Consider the following 21025-nt stretch of genomic DNA (forward strand, 5'->3'; position numbering starts at 1 on the left):
AACTCTTGCCTGTAAGCTGCCTCGTAATCGATTGCTCACAGTATCATATTCGTTCGGATTTTGCGGTACTACTCTTTAAAATCGTTCGCTTCCAGCTCGTGGCGTGACAGCAGCTTGTAGAACTCGGTACGGTTGCGTCCGGCCATGCGCGCCGCGTGGGTCACGTTGCCCTTAGTGATTTGCAAAAGCTTACGCAGATAATTGAGTTCGAACTGATTGCGCGCTTCCGCGAAGGTGGGCAGCGCCGTGTTTTCCCCTTCCAGCGCCTGCCCTACCAGCGCATCGCTAATGACCGGCGACGACGTCAACGCCACGCACTGCTCAATGACGTTTACCAGCTGACGGACGTTGCCCGGCCAGCTTGCGGTCATCAGACGTTTCATCGCATCGGTGGAAAAGGCCCGCACAAAAGGTTTATGACGATCGGCGGACTGGCGCAGCAGATGGTTCGCCAGCAGCGGGATATCTTCCGCTCGCTCGGCCAGCGCCGGAATTTTCAGGTTCACGACGTTCAGGCGGTAATAGAGATCTTCGCGAAACTCGTTGCGCGCCATCACCTTCGGCAAATCACGGTGGGTTGCAGAGATGATGCGCACGTTGATGTCGATATCCCGGTTGCTGCCGAGCGGGCGAACTTTGCGTTCCTGCAGCACACGCAGCAGTTTAACCTGCAGCGGCGCGGGCATATCGCCAATCTCATCAAGAAACAGCGTGCCGCCTTCCGCCGCCTGGAAGAGCCCTTCCCGGCTGCTGACCGCGCCGGTAAAGGCACCGCGCGCGTGACCAAAGAGTTCGGATTCCAGCAGTTGCTCCGGCAGCGCGCCGCAGTTAATGGCAATAAAGGCATTTTTGCTGCGCGGACTGGCGTTGTGGATCGCCTGCGCCAGGATCTCCTTCCCGGTTCCGCTCTGGCCGTTAATCAGAACGCTGACGTCAGATTGCGCCACCATCCGCGCCTGTTCGAGCAGGCGCAGCATAACAGGGCTGCGCGTAACGATGGATTCACGCCAGGTTTCATCACCGGAAGGCGCGGCATGTTCAAGCGCGCTGTCGATGGCCTTATACAGCGCGTCTTTATCCACCGGTTTGGTCAGGAAGCTGAACACCCCCTGCTGCGTTGCGGCCACGGCGTCCGGAATCGAGCCGTGCGCGGTAAGGATTATCACCGGCATTCCCGGCTGCTGCTTCTGGATCTCGGCAAACAGCTGCATGCCGTCCATCTCGTCCATCCGTAAATCGCTGATGACCAGATCGATCTTCTCGCGGGAGAGGACTTTTAGCCCTTCCTGGCCGCTTTCGGCAGTCACCACGGTGTAGCCTTCACTGACCAGACGCATCCCCAGCAGTTTTAACAGCCCGGGATCGTCATCCACCAGCAGGAGATGGGCAGGTTTACGGCTTGTCATGACTCACATCCTCTTGTTTGGGCGTGTCGCTCTCCTGATCCTCAGGCACCGCGGAAGGTTGATTACCTTTAGAGCCATCAGGCAGGTAGCTGCCCGTCGGCTTACGCGTTGAGAGTTGCCTTTCAATGTCGGTCAGATTTTCCAGCTTGCGGGTCGTTGTATCGAGCTGCGCGCGTAACGCGTCCTGCTGCTGGCGAAGGGTATCTAACTCGGCATCCGTCGCTTGTTGCAACCTGCTGTAGCGCGAGCGCTCCTCAGAGAGCTGCAGCTGCAGGGCCTGTCCGTCACGCCACAGCTGGTACACCGGGCGCACCTGAGAGGGAATACTCATCGCCTGAGCATCGAGGCGCGTGGTATTCGCGCGGCGCTCAACCGGCGTGATTTTGGCATCTGCCAGCAGGATCGCGCGCTTAAAGTTGTCCTGCCAGGTCTCTGCGCCCCACAGGGCCGCCTGCGCACGCGCGTCTACAGGCGCCAGACGCTGCGCGCAGTCGATCCCCCGCAGCCAGAATAACGGGTTGGTTTCGACGTCGTGCCCCGATAACTGCCAGATGCCCTCACACGGGGTGGTCAGGAAATTCGCCAGCTGGTTGACGGGCCATTTATCGTCTTGTTTTTCACTGATGGCACTCTTAGGTGCATGGGTGACACAGCCTGCCAGTAAGAGACATGGCAGGGCCAGGCGTAATGGTTTGCTGGAAAACGCCGCGCGCATTGCGCGGAAAAAGACGTGTGACATACTCACCAGACTTAGATTCATTTCATTGATTTTTCCGGCTCAAGAGGCAGTTCAATACGGAAGCAAACGTCCGATCGCGCATCGCTAACGATCTTCAGTTCACCCTGCATACGTCTTATGCAGTCGCGGGCAATACTCAGCCCCAGACCGCTTCCTTTTACCGCACCTTTCCGCTGATGACTGCCCTGAAAGAAGGGTTCAAATATCATTGTTTTTTCGTCATCCGGGATCGGGGTGCCCGTATTCGCTACGTCAATAAACACCCGAGAACCGTTCGTATAGCTTCTGATATAAATGTTACCGGATTCAGTACCATAGTGCACCGCATTGGAATAAAGATTATCCAGCACGCTCATCAGCAGCATCGGTTCGGCCAGACAAGCCGGCTCGTCGAGCGCCACAGCGGTATGCATCATTTTAGCCCTTGCGGGCAGGCTATGGGCAGAGATCACCATATCCACCAGCGGCTCAATCTCAACCTTCTCCAGCACCACCACACCATCCGCCAGCTTGCGGTTATAGTCCAGCAGTTGCTCAATAAGCTTTTGCAAATTGCGGCTGCTGGCGTCCAGTATCTCGACAATCTCTTTCTGCTCAGAGGTCAACGGCCCTGCCACCTCATCCGCCAGCAGTTCTGTGCCTTCGCGCATGCTGGCAAGCGGGGTTTTAAGCTCATGGGAGATGTGGCGCAAAAACTGATGGCGCTGAGATTCGAGCCACGCCAGGCGCTCCGAAAGCCAGATGATGCGCTGCCCTACGGAGCGCAGCTCGCGCGGCCCTTTAAAGGCCACCGTGTCACCAAGGGACTTCCCCTCCCCCAGCCGGTTAATCATCCGCTGGATGCCCTTCACCGGGCCGATGATCATGCGCGTGAACAACACCACCAGCGCGAGGCTAACGAGAAAGAGTATTAACGCCTGCCAGCCAAAGAACTGCCCGCGCTCGGCAATCTCCTGCTGCAACTGCTGTCCGCGCGAGAAAATCACCGTTCGCGTGGTCTGCACCATTTCGGTATTGGCGTTGGCAAAGGCTTCAAGACGCGCCGCGGCGGCTTCATCCGGGCCACTGTTTTTACACTGGAGCTGGGCAAGGCTGTTCAAATCCTGGCGCAATGCCTGGTAGAGCTTATCATCCGGCAGTACGCCCGCATGGGCGTCCAGCATTTCGCTGTAGCGCTTACGCTGGTTCTGATAGACCTTCTCCAGCGTGCTGTCGTCGAGAACGCAATACTGGCGATAGCTGCGCTCCATCTCCAGCGCGGCGTTGGTCATTGCCTCACTGCGCCTGGCGTCAATGAGCGTGGTGCGGTTGGTTAATGCCGCCTGCGCGCTCAGGGCATTCAGGCTTTGCCACGCCTGCCATGCCAGCACCAGCAGTGGCAGCAGGATCAGCAAGAACGCCATCATAACGAGCTGTCGCAGGGAACGGGGGAAAGCGGGCCAGCGTTTCAACACATTACTCTCTTAATGTGGGTTTGATGAGAGCGTAACTGAGACTGACCGTCAGATACAACAAAGCCGGGTAAAAACCCGGCTTTGTCATGAAATGAGGCGGTGCCTAACTCGACGTTTCGCCCTGTCCTGATAAAGCATCGCTATGATCAGTAGTTGGACGGCAGGCACCTTTTTGTGCGTCATTCGAAGTTTATGTAGCACGTCCCGAAGGGGCTGACATAAGAGGGTGAATGAGCCACTGACTATTATTATGCAACAGCTGTGCCAACTTGCAAATAAATAATTTATCTTGATGATATTTAACGTTTTTATGTGTTAACTGAATTCATTATGACGTGAACGATTTTGCAGCCAAGTGTCGCTAATTAGCAACACCTTAACCGCAACCTGGTTACCACTATAAAAATCAACACGTTAAGTGTCGCCAACTGGCGACAACCAGTATAGGGGTTTGTCTCGATTTCCCGACACCAAAAAAAAGCCCCCTGACGGAGGCTTTATTCTGCGCGGGAAACTTACCCCAACTGCTTACGTGCGTTGCGGAAGATACGCATCCACGGGCTGTCCTCGCCCCAGTTTTCCGGGTGCCAGGAGTTGCTCACGGTACGGAACACGCGCTCAGGGTGCGGCATCATAATCGTCGCCCGACCGCTTTCGCTGGTCACAGCGGTGATCCCGTTTGCCGAACCGTTCGGGTTAGCCGGGTACGTTTCGGTTACCTTACCGAGGTTATCGACAAAGCGCAGCGCCACCAGGCCTTTGCTTTCAAGCTGCGCCAGGTGCGCGGCATCACGCACTTCGACCTGACCTTCGCCGTGAGAAACCGCAATGGGCATCTGTGACCCGACCATTCCCTGCAGCAGAAGTGACGGGCTTTGCGTTACTTCCACCAGGCTGAAACGCGCTTCGAAGCGGTCAGAGCGGTTACGCACGAAGCGCGGCCAGGCTTCACTGCCCGGGATAAGCTCGCGCAGGTTAGACATCATCTGGCAGCCGTTACACACGCCCAGCGCCAGCGTCTGCGGACGGTGGAAGAAGGTCTCGAACTCATCGCGCACGCGGCTGTTGAACAGGATCGATTTCGCCCAGCCCTCACCCGCGCCCAGCACATCGCCGTAGGAGAAACCGCCGCACGCCACCAGCGCATGGAAATCATCCAGACCGGTACGCCCTGCCAGCAGGTCGCTCATGTGAACGTCAATGGCATCAAAGCCCGCACGGTGGAAGGCGGCCGCCATCTCAACGTGGGAGTTAACGCCCTGCTCGCGCAGTACCGCCACTTTTGGACGCGCGCCGGTGGCAATGTACGGTGCCGCAATGTCGTCGTTGATGTCGAAGGAGAGCTTCACGTTGAGGCCAGGATCGTTGTCGTTAGCCTTGGCCTCGTGTTCCTGATCGGCACATTCCGGGTTGTCGCGCAGGCGCTGCATTTGCCAGGTGGTTTCAGCCCACCACATACGCAGCGTGGTACGGCTTTCGCTGAACACCGCGTGGCCGTCTGCTTCAATCACGAAGCGGTCACCCTGAACGGCTTTACCCAGATAATGCACGCAGTCAGCCAGACCGTGCTGTGCCAGGACAGCGTCAACCGCGTCGCGATCTGCCGCACGCACCTGAATCACCGCGCCCAGCTCTTCATTGAACAGCGCCGCCAGACGGTCATCCCCCAGCGAGGCGATGTTCGCCTCAACGCCGCAGTGGCCGGTGAAGGCCATCTCGGCCAGGGTGACCAGCAGGCCGCCATCAGAGCGGTCGTGGTAGGCCAGCAGCTTACGCTGCGCCACCAGCGCCTGAATCGCGTCGTAGAAGCCTTTTAACTGAGCGACATCGCGCACGTCTGCCGGCTTGTCGCCGAGCTGACGATACACCTGCGCCAGCGCGGTCGCACCGAGCGCATTCTGCCCTTTGCCGAGGTCAATCAGCAGCAGGGCGTTGTCTTCGGTAGAGAGCTGTGGCGTCACGGTATGACGCACGTCCTCCACGCGGGCAAAGGCGGTAATCACCAGCGACAGCGGGGAGGTCATCTCGCGCTGCTCGTTGCCTTCCTGCCAGCGGGTTTTCATCGACATAGAGTCTTTACCCACCGGAATGGTCAGGCCAAGCGCAGGACACAGCTCCTCACCCACCGCTTTCACGGCTTCGTACAGGCCAGCATCTTCTCCCGGGTGGCCGGCTGCGGCCATCCAGTTCGCGGAGAGTTTGATCCGTTTGATATCACCGATCTGCGTCGCGGCGATGTTGGTCAGCGCTTCACCGACCGCCAGACGGGCAGAGGCGGCGAAGTCCAGCAGCGCCACCGGCGTACGTTCACCCAGCGCCATCGCTTCGCCGTAGTAGCTATCGAGGCTCGCGGTGGTTACGGCACAGTTCGCCACTGGGATCTGCCACGGGCCAACCATCTGGTCACGCGCCACCATACCGGTGACGGTACGGTCGCCAATGGTCACCAGGAACGTCTTCTCCGCGACGGCAGGCAGGTGCAGCACGCGGTTGACCGCGTCAGCCACGGTGATTGCCTGACGATCCAGCGCCTTACCCGCGGCTTTACGGGTCTGGACATCGCGGGTCATTTTTGGCGTTTTGCCGAGCAGCACGTCCAGCGGCAGATCGATAGGCTGATTATCGAAGTGGGTGTCGTTCAGGCTCAGGTGCTGTTCTTCCGTCGCTTCACCGATGACGGCATACGGGGCGCGCTCGCGGCGGCACAGCTCGTCAAACAGCGGCAGCTGGTCGGCAGCAACGGCCAGCACGTAGCGCTCCTGGGATTCGTTACACCAGATTTCCAGCGGGCTCATGCCTGGCTCATCGTTCAGAATGTCGCGCAGGTTAAAGCGCCCGCCGCGTCCACCGTCGCTCACCAGCTCCGGCATGGCGTTAGACAGACCGCCTGCGCCCACGTCGTGAATAAAGAGGATCGGGTTAGCGTCGCCCAACTGCCAGCAGCGGTCGATCACTTCCTGACAGCGGCGCTCCATTTCAGGGTTATCACGCTGCACGGAGGCGAAATCGAGATCGGCGTCAGACTGGCCGGAGGCCATTGACGAAGCAGCTCCGCCGCCCAGACCGATGTTCATTGACGGGCCGCCGAGGACGATCAGCTTCGCGCCCACCACGATCTCACCTTTCTGAACGTGATCGGCGCGAATGTTGCCGATCCCGCCTGCCAGCATGATCGGCTTGTGGTAGCCGCGCAGCTCTTCGCCGTTGTGGCTGTCCACTTTCTCTTCATAGGTACGGAAATAGCCGTTCAGCGCGGGACGACCAAACTCGTTGTTAAACGCCGCGCCGCCCAGCGGACCTTCGGTCATGATATCCAGCGCGGTCACGATGCGCTCCGGCTTGCCGAAGTCTTCTTCCCACGGCTGTTCAAAGCCCGGAATACGCAGGTTAGAGACCGAGAAGCCCACCAGACCCGCCTTCGGTTTTGCACCGCGGCCCGTTGCGCCTTCGTCACGGATTTCACCGCCGGACCCCGTTGCCGCGCCCGGCCACGGAGAGATCGCCGTCGGGTGGTTGTGCGTTTCTACCTTCATCAGGATATGCGCAGGTTCCTGATGGAAATCGTAGCGCCCTGCTTCGCGATCGGCGAAGAAGCGGCCCACCTCAGAGCCTTCCATCACCGCGGCATTGTCTTTATAGGCAGACAGTACGTGGTCAGGGGTGTGCTCCATGGTGTTTTTAATCATTTTGAACAGCGACTTCGGCTGCTGTTCGCCGTCAATAATCCAGTCGGCGTTGAAAATCTTGTGGCGGCAGTGCTCAGAGTTGGCCTGCGCGAACATATACAGCTCGATGTCGTTCGGGTTGCGGTTCAACTTCACAAAGGCATCGTGCAGGTAGTCGATTTCGTCTTCCGCCAGCGCCAGGCCGAGACGCAGGTTGGCGTCAATCAGCGCCTGACGGCCCTGCCCCAGCAGATCCACGCTCTGCACTGGCGCAGGCTGGTGATGGGAGAACAGCTTCTGCGCGTCGTCCAGAGAGGTAAATACGCTCTCCATCATGCGATCGTGCAGTTCAGCGGCTACGGTCTGCCACTGTTCCGCAGTCAGGGTAGAGGCTTCAACATAGTACGCCACACCGCGTTCCAGACGGTTAATCTGGTTCAGACCGCAGTTGTGAGCGATGTCGGTGGCTTTAGAAGACCAGGGGGAGATGGTGCCCGGACGCGGGGTTGCAAGGATCAGTGTGCCGGTTGGCGTGTGGCTACTCAGGCTTGGACCATACTTGAGCAGGCGTTCCAGCTGCTCGCGCTCTTCTGTGTTCAGGGGGGCGTTCAGATCAGCAAAATGGACATACTCAGCGTAAATATTGCTTACCGGAAGGTTGGCTGCCTGAAAGCGTGCCAGCAGTTTGTTGATACGGAAGGCAGACAGTGCAGGCGAACCACGCAGAATTTCCATCATAAGTCTCTCGTCTTCGAAGCGCCGGGGCGCTTTCAGTGTGCGCAAGGGGGAAAACGGGCGTCATTATAGAGAATCCTGAGCGCCGACGAAACCGTTTGCGTCGAAATAAAATCAGCGTTTACGTTTAACAATAGATGTGGCCTCTTTCTCTAATGGGTTGCCAACTGGCGCGGGTTTACGCAAAATGCCGCTCATCCAATGGCAATCCTTATTCTTACTATGGCTACAGCATACTGAGGCAACCGGCGTCGCAGAGAATTAACTAATTGAAAAAATTAAAGATTAATTATCTGCTCATCGGCATTGTGACGTTGCTGCTGGCAGTGGCCCTCTGGCCTTCAATCCCCTGGTTCGGTAAAGCCGAAAACCGCATCGCCGCCATTCAGGAGCGGGGGGAACTGCGCGTCAGTACACTTTCTTCGCCGCTTATCTACAGCGACATCAACGGCAAAACCATCGGCCTGGACTATGAGCTGGCGCAGCAGTTCGCCAACTACCTCGGCGTGAAGCTGAAGGTGACCGTGCGTCAGAACATCAACCAGCTGTTTGACGATCTCGATCATAACGAGGCGGACATACTCGCCGCCGGACTGGTGTACAACAGCGAGCGCAGCAAGAGCTATCAGCCTGGCCCGACCTACTACTCCGTTTCCCAACAGCTGGTTTACCGCGTCGGCAGCCTGCGCCCGCGCTCGCTTGCCGGGATCGGCGAGCAGCAGCTGACCATCGCCCCTGGCCATGTGGTGATTGACGATTTACGCGCGTTAAAAGAGACGAAATACCCGGATCTCAGCTGGACGGTTGACCCTAAGCTCGGCACCAACGCGCTGCTGGAGCAGGTGAAGGATAAAAAAATTCCGTACACCATTGCCGACTCGGTGGCGATCAGCCTGTTTCAGCGCGTTCACCCCGAAATTGCCGTCGCGCTGGACGTCACGGACGAACAACCGGTGACCTGGTTTACCCAGCTTGATAACGACCAGACCCTCTCAGCGGCCATGCTGGATTTCTACAACACCATCAATGAAGACGGCACGCTGGCCCGTCTGGAAGAGAAGTATCTCGGCCACGGTGATGATTTCGATTACGTCGACACCCGCAGTTTCTTACGCGCCGTCGATAGCGTTCTGCCTGACCTGCAGCCGCTGTTTGAGAAGTATGCCCAGGAAATTGACTGGAAATTACTGGCGGCTATTTCGTATCAGGAATCACACTGGGATACGCAGGCGACCTCCCCTACCGGCGTGCGTGGCCTGATGATGCTGACCAAAAACACGGCGCAGAGTCTTGGCCTGACTGACCGCACCGATGCCGAGCAGAGTATCAGCGGTGGCGCGCGTTATCTGCAGGATATGATGGGGAAAGTGCCTGAATCGGTTCCGGAAGAGGAACGTATCTGGTTTGCGCTGGCGGCCTATAACATGGGGTACGCGCACATGCTGGATGCCCGTGCGCTGACGGCGAAAACAAAGGGTAATCCGGACAGCTGGTCTGACGTTAAGCAGCGCTTGCCGCTCTTAAGCCAGAAGCCGTGGTATAACAAGCTGACCTACGGCTACGCGCGCGGGCATGAAGCCTACGCCTATGTGGAGAATATTCGTAAATATCAGATAAGCCTGGTGGGTTATCTGCTGGAAAAAGAAAAAGAGGCTGCCGAAGCGCAGCAGCTGGCGCAAAGCTACCCGATTGTCGCGCCGGACGAGCTTAATCGTCCGACCGCGTCAATTCTGCCTTTTGCTGCTTTTTCTGCTGCCGACGCATTCGAAAGAAGTCACTCAATAGACCCGAACATTCTGGTGCAAGTACCCCACCGATAATCTTCACCTGGTGGTTCATCCCCGGGTGGCCGAGAACATCCATCAGCGAGCCTGCCGCCCCGGTTTTTTCATCCCGGGCACCAAAAACCAGCGTGCCGATGCGGCTGTGGACCATCGCCCCTGAGCACATGACACAGGGCTCGAGCGTAACGTACAGCGTGGTATCAAGCAGGCGATAGTTTTGCATCACCAGTCCGCCCTGACGTAACGCCATAATCTCGGCGTGCGCGGTCGGATCGTGGCGGCCAATTGGCCGATTCCACCCTTCCCCAATGACCTGATTATTATGGACCAGCACGGCCCCCACGGGGACTTCGCCCTCTTCCCAGGCACGTTGGGCCAGCGTAAGCGCGTGGCGCATCCAGTATTCATGATCGCGTTCAGGGTTGGACAACGGTTAATACTCCTGTCTAAAAGCGGGCGGCATTATACACACCCACTCTCAAGAAGACTATTCGAGTTGCTGGAGTTCACCTGACGGCGTGACGCGCCAGCGGTGCTGGCAAAAGTAGAGAAGCGGGTTGTCCTGTTTGCTGTCGCTGTAGCCGCTGTAAAGACGCAGCGGCGTACCGATGCGCTTTTCAAGCTGGACGACTTTTTCGTGCCCGAGGCAGCGCAGGGTGAGCACCCAGCCACCATAGCCTCTTGAGATCTGCGTGGCGATGAGATTGACGCGCGGTAGCCACGGGGTATCAACGTAAACCTGCTCAACCAGCGGCTGCGGCGAGCCGGTAATCAACCAGATGTCGGCGTCATTGGCATCGAGATACTGAGTGAGCCTTTCCTGAACTACGGGAAACGCGGTCACATGACCGCGAAACCAGTGCACAAAATCCTGTTCAAGCTGTTTAAGCCGCGCATCGCTGTGGCCGAACGTGCAGCCCCACAGCAGCAGGCTCATTGGCCATCGCGCGGCACGGCCTTTCACCAGCAGCGCAATGCCAATGACGGGTAAGAGCGGTAAGACGAGCAGCGCATTCACAGGCTGACGCCGCAGCAGGTAGCGCATAAACGTGCCGAACATATCCTGCTGGTGCAGCGTTCCGTCCAGGTCGAAAAAGACAACGCGACGCTCGTGATTTGCCAAACCTTACTCCTCTGGGTCGTTGAATCCTAATAGCCAGGTAAACAGGAAACCTGCAATTACCGTTACCAAATAGCCTAACAGATAGAGCATGACTTTTCCGGTGACGATCGTTAATGCCAGCGGTAAACCCGACAGCCCGAAGGTAATCACGGTCGCCACTTTCCAGTAGCTAATCAGCGCCCCACCTACCGCACCGCCCAGACAGGCGGCAAGAAAGGGCTTACCCAACGGCAGCGTCACGCCGAAAATTAATGGCTCACCGATGCCGAGTAATCCGACTGGCATCGCGCCTTTAATCACTTTTTTCAGCCGCGTATTGCGGGTTTTCATCAGTACCGCGAGGGCCGCGCCCACCTGACCCACCCCGGCCATAGAGAGAATTGGCAGCAACGCGTTATACCCGTGCGCCTGTACCAGTTCAACGTGGATCGGTACCAGCCCCTGATGCAGACCGGTCAGTACCAGCGGCAGGAACGTCCCCGACAACACCGCGCCGACCAGCAAGCCGCCGCGATCGATAGCCAGAGAGGCACCGTGCGCAATCGCCTCGGAGATCCATCCCCCCAGCGGCTGCAGCGCAACGATGGCGATTCCGCCTGCGATAAGCGTAGTCAGCAGCGGATTGAGGATAAGCTCAAGCGAGCCCGGCAGCAGGGCGCGCAGTCTTTTTTCAATCCAGCACATCAGGATGACCACCAGCAGCACGGCAATGACGCCGCCCCGGCCAGGCTGAAGCGCCTCACCAAACAGCGTGATCTGCGCCAGCTGCGGGCTGGACAAAATGCCCGCCATCACGCCGCCCATGGCCATCGAGCCGCCAAACACCTTCGCAGTGTTGACCCCCACCAGAATGCTCATGATGGCAAACACGGCGCTGCCGAAGATCCCCAGAATGCCCAGCAGGTTCGGATAGTGGGTGGCAAAATCACCCACGATGTCCGGACGCTTGAGGATATTAATGATCCCCGTGATTAAGCCGGAGGCAATAAACGCCGGGATCAGGGGAATAAAGACGTTTGCCAGCTGGCGCAGCGCATCGCTCATCGGGGCTTTGTATTTGGCTTTCGCCTGCGCTTTGGTACGCTCGGCATCGTTAACTGTCGCTGTCGCCTCACCGCCCATTTGCGCACGCATGGCATCAACCACCTGTGCCGCTTTGCCCGGTCCGACGATCAGCTGATGCTGTTGCCCTTGCTTGACGTAGCCGCTGACGCCAGGAAGCTGCTTAAGACGCACAATGTCGAGCTGTTCATCGTCATGCACCTCGACGCGCACGCGCGTCATGCAGTTTTCCAGACGCTGTATATTTTTTTCCCCACCGATTCCCTTCAGGATGTCGCTGGCGAGCGCTGCTGTTTTTTCCATACACGCCTCTTATACGTTTTCTAATGCCGCCCGCAGGAAGCCTTGATGCCTTTCAAGGCTGGCTCGTGCAGCGGCTGCATCCAGCCCGCTTAATATCATCAGGATGGCCGGTTTCACGTCGTAGTCCGTCTGCTTGAGTACCTTCTCCGCCTCCTCGCGGCTTGTCCCTGTGGCTTCCACCACCATGCGACACGCTCTGTCCACCAGCTTGACGTTAGTGGCCTTCATATCCACCATCAGGTTCTGGTAAACCTTGCCAAATTTCACCATCGCGCCGGTAGAGATCATATTCAGTACCAGTTTTTGTGCGGTTCCGGACTTTAGCCGCGTGGAGCCGGTAAGCGCTTCAGGCCCGACGACCGGCGAGATAGCGATATCTGCCACCTGCGCAATCGGGGAGCCGGGGTTGCAGGAGATTGCCACCGTGGTGCACCCGGTCTGCCTGGCGTACTCGAGGCCGCCAATGACGTACGGCGTGCGCCCCGAGGCTGCCAGGCCCACCACCAGATCCTGTGCGGTCAGGTTCAGCGCCTTCAGGTCATCCTCGCCCAGCTGTTTGCTGTCTTCCGCCCCTTCTACCGCCTTAAGCAGCGCGCCAGGACCACCGGCGATCAACCCCACCACCAGACCATGCGGTACGCCAAAGGTCGGCGGGCATTCAGACGCGTCCAGCACGCCGAGACGTCCGCTGGTGCCTGCGCCCATGTAGATAATGCGTCCACCGGCTTTCAGCGCGGCCGCTGCCGCATCGACCGCCTTCGCGACCTCTGGTAATGTCTCTTTCACCGCCAGCGCGACCAGCGTATCCTGCTGATTAAAACGGTTAACCAGTTCCAGCGTGGAGAGCGCATCCAGATCCATTGTTTGCGGGTTGCGCGTTTCAGAAACAAGTGAGCCAAGATTCATTTTTTGTACCTCAAGAATTTTTAATTCATAATAATCACACTATAATGGAATATAAAATTCATTCAGGCGAGCAAAATCCGTATTTGCGCAGGCAATCACATTTTCGCCAGGAGATCGTATGAACTGTTTAATTCGCATTCGCCAGCGTTACGCGGGCTTTGCCCAGAGCGATAAGAAGCTCGCGGACTTTCTGCTGTCCCAGCCCGATCGGGCGCGCCATCTCAGCTCGCAGCAGCTGGCGAGCGAGGCGGGGGTAAGCCAGTCCAGCGTGGTGAAATTTGCCCAGAAGATTGGTTTTAAAGGCTTCCCGGCGCTGAAACTGGCGCTCAGCGAAGCGCTGGTCAGTAATCCGAACCCGCAGTCGATGCCGGTGCATAACCAGATCCGCGGCGACGATCCGATGCGCCTGGTGGGCGAAAAGCTGATCAAAGAGAAGGTCGCGGCCATGCATGCGACGCTCGACGTCAACACCGAAGAGAAGCTGCTGGATAGCGTCGCGATGCTGCGTAACGCACGGCGCATTATTTTGACCGGGATTGGCGCGTCCGGGCTTGTGGCGCGTAACTTTGGCTGGAAGCTGACAAAAATCGGTCTTAACGCCATTGTTGAGCAGGATATGCATGCCCTGCTGGCGACGGTCCAGGCAATGGATCCTGAAGACGTGCTGCTGGCGATCTCCTATTCCGGCGAACGCCGGGAGATCAATATGGCGACGGATGAAACGCTGCGCGTGGGTGGTAAAATTTTGGCCATCACCGGTTTCACCCCTAACGCGCTGCAACAGCGTGCGACCCGCTGTCTGTATACCATCGCCGAAGAACAGGCCACGCGCAGCGCAGCCATCTCCTCCACCAGTGCCCAGATGATGCTGACGGATCTGCTGTTTATGGCTCTCGTACAGCAGGATCTTGAGCATGCGCCGGAGCGGATCCGCCACAGCGAGGCGCTGGTAAAAAAACTGGTTTGAACAGAGAATGAGCGTATAATGCCCGCCCTGTTTGTGTTGTTTCTGAGAATTTCCCGATGGCGCTGTTAATCACCAAAAAATGCATCAATTGCGATATGTGCGAACCCGAATGCCCGAACGAGGCCATTTCGATGGGTGAGAGCATTTATGAGATTAACAGCGACCGCTGCACCGAATGCATCGGCCACTACGAGACGCCGACCTGTCAGAAGGTATGCCCTATCCCCAATACCATTCTTAAAGATCCGGCACACGCTGAGAGCGAAGAGCAACTGTGGGACAAGTTTGTCCTGATGCACCACGCGGACAAACTTTAACTTTCGATGATGACCGTCGCGCAGGCGTAGTGGCGTTCATCGGCCAGCGTGACGTGCATATGCGCTACGCCGAGTTTTTCCGCCAGCTTTTGCGCCTCGCCCCATAAGCGCAGGCGCGGTTTCCCCAGTTCATCATTGAAAACTTCGAACTGATTAAACGCCAGCCCGTTACGAATGCCGGTTCCGAAGGCTTTCGCCGCCGCCTCTTTCACCGCAAAGCGCTTCGCCAGAAAACGCACCGGCTGCTGGTGCGCTTCCCAGATGGCCCATTCGTTGTCGCTCAGCACGCGTCTTGCCAGGCGATCGCCGCTACGGGCGATCACCGCTTCTATGCGGGCGATTTCTACGATATCGGTGCCTAAGCCCAGAATGGCCATTACTGGCGTGCTTCCAGCATCAGGCGCTTCATTTCCGCCACGGCGTCTTTCAGGCCGCTCATCACCGCACGGCCAATAATGGCGTGTCCGATATTCAGCTCGTGCATTTCCGGCAGCGCGGCGATGGCTTTTACGTTGTGGTAGGTCAGCCCGTGACCGGCATTGACCTTCAGGCCGAGGCTTGCCGCATAGGTGGCGGCTTTCGCGATGCGCTCAAGCTCTTTCGCCTGCTCGGCATCGTTTTTGGCATCGGCATAACAGCCGGTATGAATTTCGATATACGGCGCGCCTGCATCAGCCGCCGCTTTGATCTGCGCGTCATCGGCATCGATAAACAGGGAAACCAGAATACCGGCATCTGCCAGACGTTTGCAGGCATCACGCATTTTCTCAGGCTGGCCCGCCACGTCGAGACCGCCTTCGGTGGTCACTTCCTGACGCTTTTCCGGCACCAGGCAGCAGAAATGCGGCTTCGTTTCGCAGGCAATCGCCAGCATCTCCTCGGTGACGGCCATCTCCAGATTCATGCGGGTATCCAGCGTTTGACGCAGAATGCGCACGTCACGGTCGGTGATGTGGCGGCGATCTTCACGCAGGTGAACGGTAATACCGTCGGCGCCAGCCTGTTCGGCGATAAACGCCGCCTGAACCGGATCGGGATACGCCGTCCCGCGCGCATTACGCAGCGTGGCAATGTGATCGATGTTGACGCCTAACAGTAATTCAGCCATGACAATCCTCGGTATTTTGGTTCATTTCCTTTCCCCTCACCCTTCGGGAGAGGGCTGGGGTGAGGGGTAAAACGTTAACGTTTCGGCAAAAACTGCCTGAATAATTCGCGGCTCTTTAAGGGCTTGCCACCAAGATACGGCTTGAGTGCAATTCGGGTAAAGCGTTTTGCCGCACGCAGGGTATCCGCATCCGGGAACTCCCGCTCATACAGCGCCCGCAGGTGCCGCCCGGTAAAGGTGCTGTTATCGACCACGATGCTGGCAATAAAGCCTTTTTCCTCGCGATAGCGGTAGGTCATGGTGTCTTCCACCTCCTCACCACTGCCCGCACAATGCAGAAAATCGACGCCGTAACCCAGATGCCCAAGCAGCGCCAGCTCAAAACGGCGCAGCGCAGGTTCCGGCGTGCCGGTTGCGCCAGCTAAGGCCTGGATACAGTGCAGGTAATCAAAGAAAAGTTCAGAGAAGCGAGTCTCATGTTCAAGAACGCGCGAGATAAGCTCGTTGACATACAGACCGCTGTAAAGCGTGATACCAGAAAGGGGAAGCGCCAGAGAGACGGCTTCAGCATTGCGCAGGGTTTTGACTTCACCGCGCCCGCCAAAGCGGACCAGCAGCGGCGTGAAAGGCTGTAAGGCACCTTTCAGGTTAGAACGTTTGGAACGTGCGCCTTTAGCCACAAGGCGCACGCGACCCGACTCTTCCGTGAAGACGTCCAGCATCAGGCTGGTTTCGCTCCAGGGACGACTATGGAGAACGAAGGCACGCTGCCAACCTTCCATACTGTTCGTCGTCTTGCGTTACTGGTCTTCGCCGTAACCGAGGCTGCGCAGCGCGCGCTCATCATCGGCCCAGCCAGATTTCACTTTCACCCACAGCTCCAGGTGAACCGGCGCTTCAAACATCTCCATCATATCCTTACGGGCTTCAATGCCAATGGTTTTGATCTTGGCCCCTTTGTTGCCAATAACCATCTTCTTCTGCCCTTCACGCTCAACGAGGATCAGGCCGTTGATGTCATAGCCGCCACGCTCGTTGGTCTGGAAACGTTCGATCTCCACGGTCACCGAGTAAGGCAGTTCCGCGCCGAGGAAACGCATCAGCTTTTCGCGGATGATTTCAGAGGCCATAAAGCGCTGTGAGCGATCGGTAATGTAATCTTCCGGGAAGTGATGGATCGCTTCCGGCAGATGTTTGCGCACGATGCCCGCGATGGTATCCACGTTCAGACCGGTCTCTGCAGACAGCGGTACGATATCAAGGAAGTTCATCTGGCTGCCCAGCCACTGCAGGTGCGGCAGCAGGTCGGCTTTTTCCTGCACGTTGTCAACTTTATTGACGGCAAGGATCACCGGCGTTTTACCATCACGCAGCTTGTTGAGCACCATTTCGTCGTCCGGCGTCCAGCGGGTACCTTCGACCACGAAAATCACCAGCTCAACATCGCCAATCGAGCTGCTTGCCGCCTTGTTCATCAGGCGGTTGATGGCGCGTTTCTCTTCCATATGCAGACCCGGGGTATCGACGTAAATCGCCTGATACGCGCCTTCAGTATGGATGCCCACAATGCGGTGACGGGTCGTCTGCGCCTTGCGAGAGGTGATTGAAATTTTCTGCCCAAGCAGATTATTCAACAGGGTGGATTTGCCGACGTTCGGACGTCCGACGATGGCAATAAATCCGCAATAGGTTTTTTCTTCGCTCATTCCAGCTCCAGCATTTTTAACGCCTGTTCGGCGGCAGCCTGTTCAGCCTTACGACGGCTAGAACCTGTGCCAACCACCGGTTCACTCAGGCCACTGACCTGGCAATGGATGGTAAATTCTTGATCGTGCGCTTCGCCACGCACCTGCACAACCAGATAGGACGGCAGCGGAAGGTGGCGACCCTGCAGATATTCCTGCAGACGCGTTTTCGGATCTTTTTGTTTATCGCCCGGACTGATTTCATCCAGACGGGTTTGATACCAGTTAAGGATCATTTTTTCTACGGTCTGGATATCGCTGTCCAGGAACACGCCGCCGATCAGTGCTTCGACGGTATCGGCGAGAATAGACTCTCGACGGAAGCCGCCGCTTTTCAGTTCACCCGGCCCCAGACGCAGACACTCACCCAGCTCAAATTCGCGTGCGATTTCCGCCAGGGTGTTACCCCGCACCAGCGTGGCGCGCATGCGGCTCATATCACCTTCGTCCACACGTGGGAAACGATGATAAAGCGCATTGGCAATCACAAAACTTAAAATAGAGTCGCCTAAAAACTCGAGACGCTCATTATGTTTGCTGCTGGCACTTCGATGGGTTAATGCCTGTTGCAACAACTCCTGATGAATAAAAGTGTAGCCCAGCTTCCGTTGAAGCCGATTAATTACGATGGGGTTCATGCGATACCAATAAATGAATGCGTCAAAAATGCAGCACACGAAACCGACCTGAGAAGACCAACGCGGTTTCGTGTGCCGTGGCACCCTTGCAGGGCCAACCTTAAACTTCGGGGGAATATTCTATACACAACGACAGGGGATGTCGTTAGTTCATAGAGATTTATCACTGAAATAATTCACGTAGCCGCGAAATAACGCGGCTACGTGTTCATTTAATGAGAATTAATGGATTCCGCCAATACGGTTCAGGCGAACGCCGGTTGGCCATTCCCCTTCCTGCTTCTCAAAACTCATCCAGATGGCGGTAGCTTTACCGACCAGATTCGCTTCCGGCACAAAGCCCCAGTAACGGCTGTCCGCAGAGTTATCGCGGTTATCACCCATCATGAAGTAGTGCCCCGGTGGAACGATCCAGGTTGCCAGCTGCTGGCCTGGCTGACGGTAATACATCCCCACCTGATCCTGCGCGATTGGCACGGTCAGAATTCGGTGCGTTACGTCGCCCAGCGTCTCTTTACGCTCGACCAGACGAATGCCATTTTCTTTGGTTTCGCCCTTCGGTACCTGGAAGAAACCGCTGGTCGCTTCGCCGCCGTTACGACGGGCAAACGTCTGCACAAAATCGCTTGGCTCCACGTTGGAGTAAGTGATTGGCAGCGCATTTTCACACGCGGTACCGGAGCTGCAGCCTGGCTGTACGGTCACTTCCTTCGCAACCGGATCGTAGGTCACTTTATCACCCGGCAGGCCGACAGCGCGCTTGATGTAGTCCAGGCGCGGATCTTCCGGATATTTAAAGACCACGATGTCGCCACGTTTCGGGTGGCCGGTCTCAATAAGCGTTTTCTGGTAGATAGGATCTTTAATTCCGTAGGCAAACTTCTCGACCAGAATGAAATCACCAATCAGCAGCGTAGGCATCATTGAGCCTGACGGGATCTGGAACGGCTCGTAAATGAACGAACGAACCACCAGCACAATCGCCAGCACCGGGAAGACCGAGGCCCCTGTTTCCAGCCAGCCCGGTTTTGGGCCGACTTTTTTCAGGGTCTTCGCGTCCAGCTGATCGCCAGTGGCTGCCTGCGCGGCAGCCTGACGTTCACGGCGTTTTGGGGCGAAAATAAACTTATCCAGACACCACAACAGACCTGTCACCAGGGTCGCGATGACCAGAATCAGGGCAAACATGTTCGCCATGCCAACTCCTTAGGGTTATTTGCCGTCTTTACCAACGTGAAGGATGGCAAGGAATGCTTCCTGCGGCAGCTCAACGTTACCGACCTGCTTCATACGCTTCTTACCGTCTTTCTGTTTCTGCAACAGCTTTTTCTTACGGCTGACGTCGCCGCCGTAGCATTTCGCCAGAACGTTTTTACGCAGCTGCTTCACGGTAGAACGGGCGATAATGTGGTTACCGATGGCCGCCTGAATCGCGATGTCGAACTGCTGACGCGGGATCAGCTCTTTCATCTTCTCGACCAGCTCACGTCCACGATACGGCGCGTTGTCGTTATGGGTGATCAGCGCCAGGGCGTCGACACGCTCGCCGTTGATCAGCACGTCAACACGGACCATGTTGGACGCCTGGAAGCGTTTGAAGTTGTAATCCAGCGACGCATAGCCACGGGAGGTAGACTTCAGACGGTCGAAGAAGTCGAGCACCACTTCCGCCATTGGAATTTCATAGGTCAGCGCCACCTGGTTACCGTGGTAAACCATGTTGGTTTGCACGCCACGCTTCTCGATGCACAGGGTGATCACGTTGCCCAGGAACTCCTGTGGCAGCAGCATGTGACACTCTGCGATAGGCTCGCGCAGTTCATGAATGTTGTTCAGCGGCGGAAGCTTGGACGGGCTGTCGACATAGATAACGTCTTTCGACGTCGTTTCAACTTCGTACACTACCGTCGGGGCGGTGGTGATCAGATCCAGATCGTATTCACGCTCCAGACGTTCCTGGATGATCTCCATGTGCAGCAGGCCAAGGAAGCCACAGCGGAAGCCGAAGCCCAGCGCGGTTGAGCTTTCTGGCTCGTAGAACAGGGAGGCATCGTTGAGGCTCAGTTTGCCGAGCGCGTCGCGGAAGTTTTCATAGTCGTCAGAGCTGACCGGGAACAGACCCGCGTAAACCTGCGGCTTCACCTTTTTGAAACCAGGCAACGCTTTGTCCGCCGGGTTACGTGCGCCCGTCAGGGTATCGCCCACTGGCGCACCGAGGATGTCTTTGATGGCGCAAACCAGCCAGCCAACCTCGCCGCATTTCAGCTCGGTACGATCAACCTGTTTTGGCGTAAAGATCCCCAGACGGTCGGCGTTATAGACCTGGCCGGTACTGATAACCTTGATTTTATCGCCTTTACGCATGGTGCCGTTTTTAATACGCACCAGCGAGACGACGCCGAGATAGTTATCAAACCAGGAGTCGATGATCAGCGCCTGCAGAGGGGCATCCGGATCGCCTTCAGGGGCCGGAATATCGCGTACCAGACGTTCAAGCACATCAGGAACGCCCACGCCGGTTTTCGCCGAGCAGCGCACAGCATCGGTGGCATCAATACCAACGATATCTTCAATCTCTTCTGCCACGCGCTCAGGATCGGCTGCCGGCAGGTCGATTTTGTTCAGGACCGGCACAACCTCCAGATCCATCTCCATCGCGGTGTAGCAGTTTGCCAGCGTCTGGGCTTCTACGCCCTGCCCGGCATCGACCACCAGCAGCGCACCTTCACAGGCCGCCAGCGAGCGGGAAACTTCATAAGAGAAGTCAACGTGGCCCGGTGTGTCGATAAAGTTAAGTTGATAGGTTTCACCATCAGACGCTTTATAGTCGAGCGTCACGCTTTGCGCTTTAATGGTGATACCGCGTTCGCGTTCCAGGTCCATGGAGTCCAGTACCTGGGCTGCCATTTCACGATCAGACAGGCCACCGCAAATCTGGATAATACGGTCAGACAGCGTCGACTTACCGTGGTCAATGTGAGCAATGATCGAAAAGTTACGTATGTTCTTCATATAGTTAAATAATTATGCCTTACGAATTCCTGGAGGCCGCTGTTCTTAGCCTGACGTTTTT

Annotated in this window: 18 protein-coding genes; 3 read left to right on the forward strand and 15 right to left on the reverse strand. The window is 57.0% G+C overall.

What is annotated here, in order from left to right; genetic code table 11:
• Window positions 1-68: 68 nt before the first annotated feature.
• The 4 genes from glrR to purL form a co-directional block, all read right to left on the reverse strand.
• A complete protein-coding gene (glrR, locus tag FFS28_RS10635) occupies window positions 69-1406 on the reverse strand; it encodes a two-component system response regulator GlrR (RefSeq protein ID WP_006176705.1) in 1338 nt (445 codons plus the stop codon).
• Entirely contained in the window at window positions 1393-2166 is a 774-nt protein-coding gene (qseG, locus tag FFS28_RS10640; protein WP_006176706.1) for a two-component system QseEF-associated lipoprotein QseG, read from the reverse strand. The genes glrR and qseG overlap by 14 nt, the downstream gene beginning before the upstream one ends.
• A complete protein-coding gene (gene qseE, locus FFS28_RS10645) occupies window positions 2163-3596 on the reverse strand; it encodes a two component system sensor histidine kinase QseE/GlrK (protein WP_171007403.1) in 1434 nt (477 codons plus the stop codon). Before qseE ends, qseG begins: the two co-directional genes overlap by 4 nt.
• 518 nt (window positions 3597-4114) lie before the next feature.
• Window positions 4115-8002: a phosphoribosylformylglycinamidine synthase gene (purL, locus tag FFS28_RS10650; RefSeq protein WP_137849513.1), complete on the reverse strand. Its 3888-nt coding sequence runs from the start codon at window positions 8000-8002 to the stop codon at window positions 4115-4117.
• Between the two features lie 266 nt (window positions 8003-8268).
• Here purL and mltF point away from each other — a divergent pair, with 266 nt between their 5' ends.
• Window positions 8269-9819: a membrane-bound lytic murein transglycosylase MltF gene (gene mltF, locus FFS28_RS10655; RefSeq protein ID WP_058610321.1), complete on the forward strand. Its 1551-nt coding sequence runs from the start codon at window positions 8269-8271 to the stop codon at window positions 9817-9819.
• On the opposite strand, the gene tadA is transcribed toward mltF, so the two are convergent.
• From tadA to murQ, 4 genes are read right to left on the reverse strand one after another with little or no spacing between them, the layout of a single operon-like run.
• Entirely contained in the window at window positions 9707-10213 is a 507-nt protein-coding gene (gene tadA / locus FFS28_RS10660) for a tRNA adenosine(34) deaminase TadA (RefSeq protein WP_006176711.1), read from the reverse strand. The genes mltF and tadA overlap by 113 nt on opposite strands.
• 57 nt (window positions 10214-10270) lie before the next feature.
• A complete protein-coding gene (yfhb, locus tag FFS28_RS10665; RefSeq protein ID WP_006176712.1) occupies window positions 10271-10906 on the reverse strand; it encodes a phosphatidylglycerophosphatase C in 636 nt (211 codons plus the stop codon).
• Window positions 10907-10909: 3 nt separating this feature from the next.
• Complete coding sequence (locus tag FFS28_RS10670; protein ID WP_137849514.1) at window positions 10910-12271, reverse strand: PTS transporter subunit EIIC; 1362 nt, start codon at window positions 12269-12271, stop codon at window positions 10910-10912.
• A gap of 9 nt (window positions 12272-12280) precedes the next feature.
• Window positions 12281-13177 carry an N-acetylmuramic acid 6-phosphate etherase gene (murQ, locus tag FFS28_RS10675; RefSeq protein ID WP_102890369.1) on the reverse strand — a complete coding sequence of 299 codons (897 nt, stop codon included), beginning with the start codon at window positions 13175-13177 and terminating at the stop codon, window positions 12281-12283.
• 118 nt (window positions 13178-13295) lie between these two features.
• Here murQ and FFS28_RS10680 point away from each other — a divergent pair, with 118 nt between their 5' ends.
• Both FFS28_RS10680 and FFS28_RS10685 read left to right on the forward strand, forming a co-directional pair.
• Window positions 13296-14144 carry a MurR/RpiR family transcriptional regulator gene (locus FFS28_RS10680; RefSeq protein ID WP_006176716.1) on the forward strand — a complete coding sequence of 283 codons (849 nt, stop codon included), beginning with the start codon at window positions 13296-13298 and terminating at the stop codon, window positions 14142-14144.
• 56 nt (window positions 14145-14200) lie between these two features.
• The gene (locus FFS28_RS10685; protein WP_006176717.1) at window positions 14201-14461 is read left to right on the forward strand and encodes a YfhL family 4Fe-4S dicluster ferredoxin; all 261 of its coding nucleotides are present in this window, start codon (window positions 14201-14203) and stop codon (window positions 14459-14461) included.
• On the opposite strand, the gene acpS is transcribed toward FFS28_RS10685, so the two are convergent.
• The 7 genes from acpS to lepA form a co-directional block, all read right to left on the reverse strand.
• Window positions 14458-14838, reverse strand: coding sequence for a holo-ACP synthase (acpS, locus tag FFS28_RS10690; protein WP_088207934.1), 381 nt, complete (start codon window positions 14836-14838; stop codon window positions 14458-14460). The genes FFS28_RS10685 and acpS overlap by 4 nt on opposite strands.
• Window positions 14838-15569 (reverse strand): pyridoxine 5'-phosphate synthase, encoded by a 732-nt coding sequence (gene pdxJ, locus FFS28_RS10695; protein ID WP_006176719.1) that lies wholly within the window; start codon window positions 15567-15569, stop codon window positions 14838-14840. Before pdxJ ends, acpS begins: the two co-directional genes overlap by 1 nt.
• A 74-nt stretch (window positions 15570-15643) precedes the next feature.
• Entirely contained in the window at window positions 15644-16351 is a 708-nt protein-coding gene (recO, locus tag FFS28_RS10700; protein ID WP_137849515.1) for a DNA repair protein RecO, read from the reverse strand.
• Between the two features lie 18 nt (window positions 16352-16369).
• Window positions 16370-17275, reverse strand: coding sequence for a GTPase Era (gene era, locus FFS28_RS10705; RefSeq protein WP_006176722.1), 906 nt, complete (start codon window positions 17273-17275; stop codon window positions 16370-16372).
• Window positions 17272-17952, reverse strand: a complete 681-nt coding sequence (gene rnc, locus FFS28_RS10710; RefSeq protein WP_042320629.1) for a ribonuclease III — start codon at window positions 17950-17952, stop codon at window positions 17272-17274. Before rnc ends, era begins: the two co-directional genes overlap by 4 nt.
• Window positions 17953-18174: 222 nt before the next feature.
• A complete protein-coding gene (gene lepB, locus FFS28_RS10715; RefSeq protein WP_006176723.1) occupies window positions 18175-19149 on the reverse strand; it encodes a signal peptidase I in 975 nt (324 codons plus the stop codon).
• A gap of 15 nt (window positions 19150-19164) precedes the next feature.
• A complete protein-coding gene (gene lepA, locus FFS28_RS10720) occupies window positions 19165-20964 on the reverse strand; it encodes a translation elongation factor 4 (protein WP_137849516.1) in 1800 nt (599 codons plus the stop codon).
• Between the last annotated feature and the right edge of the window lie 61 nt (window positions 20965-21025).

Origin of the sequence: Enterobacter sp. 2VL (assembly GCF_005503595.1) — a bacterium.
GTDB lineage: Bacteria > Pseudomonadota > Gammaproteobacteria > Enterobacterales > Enterobacteriaceae > Enterobacter > Enterobacter cancerogenus.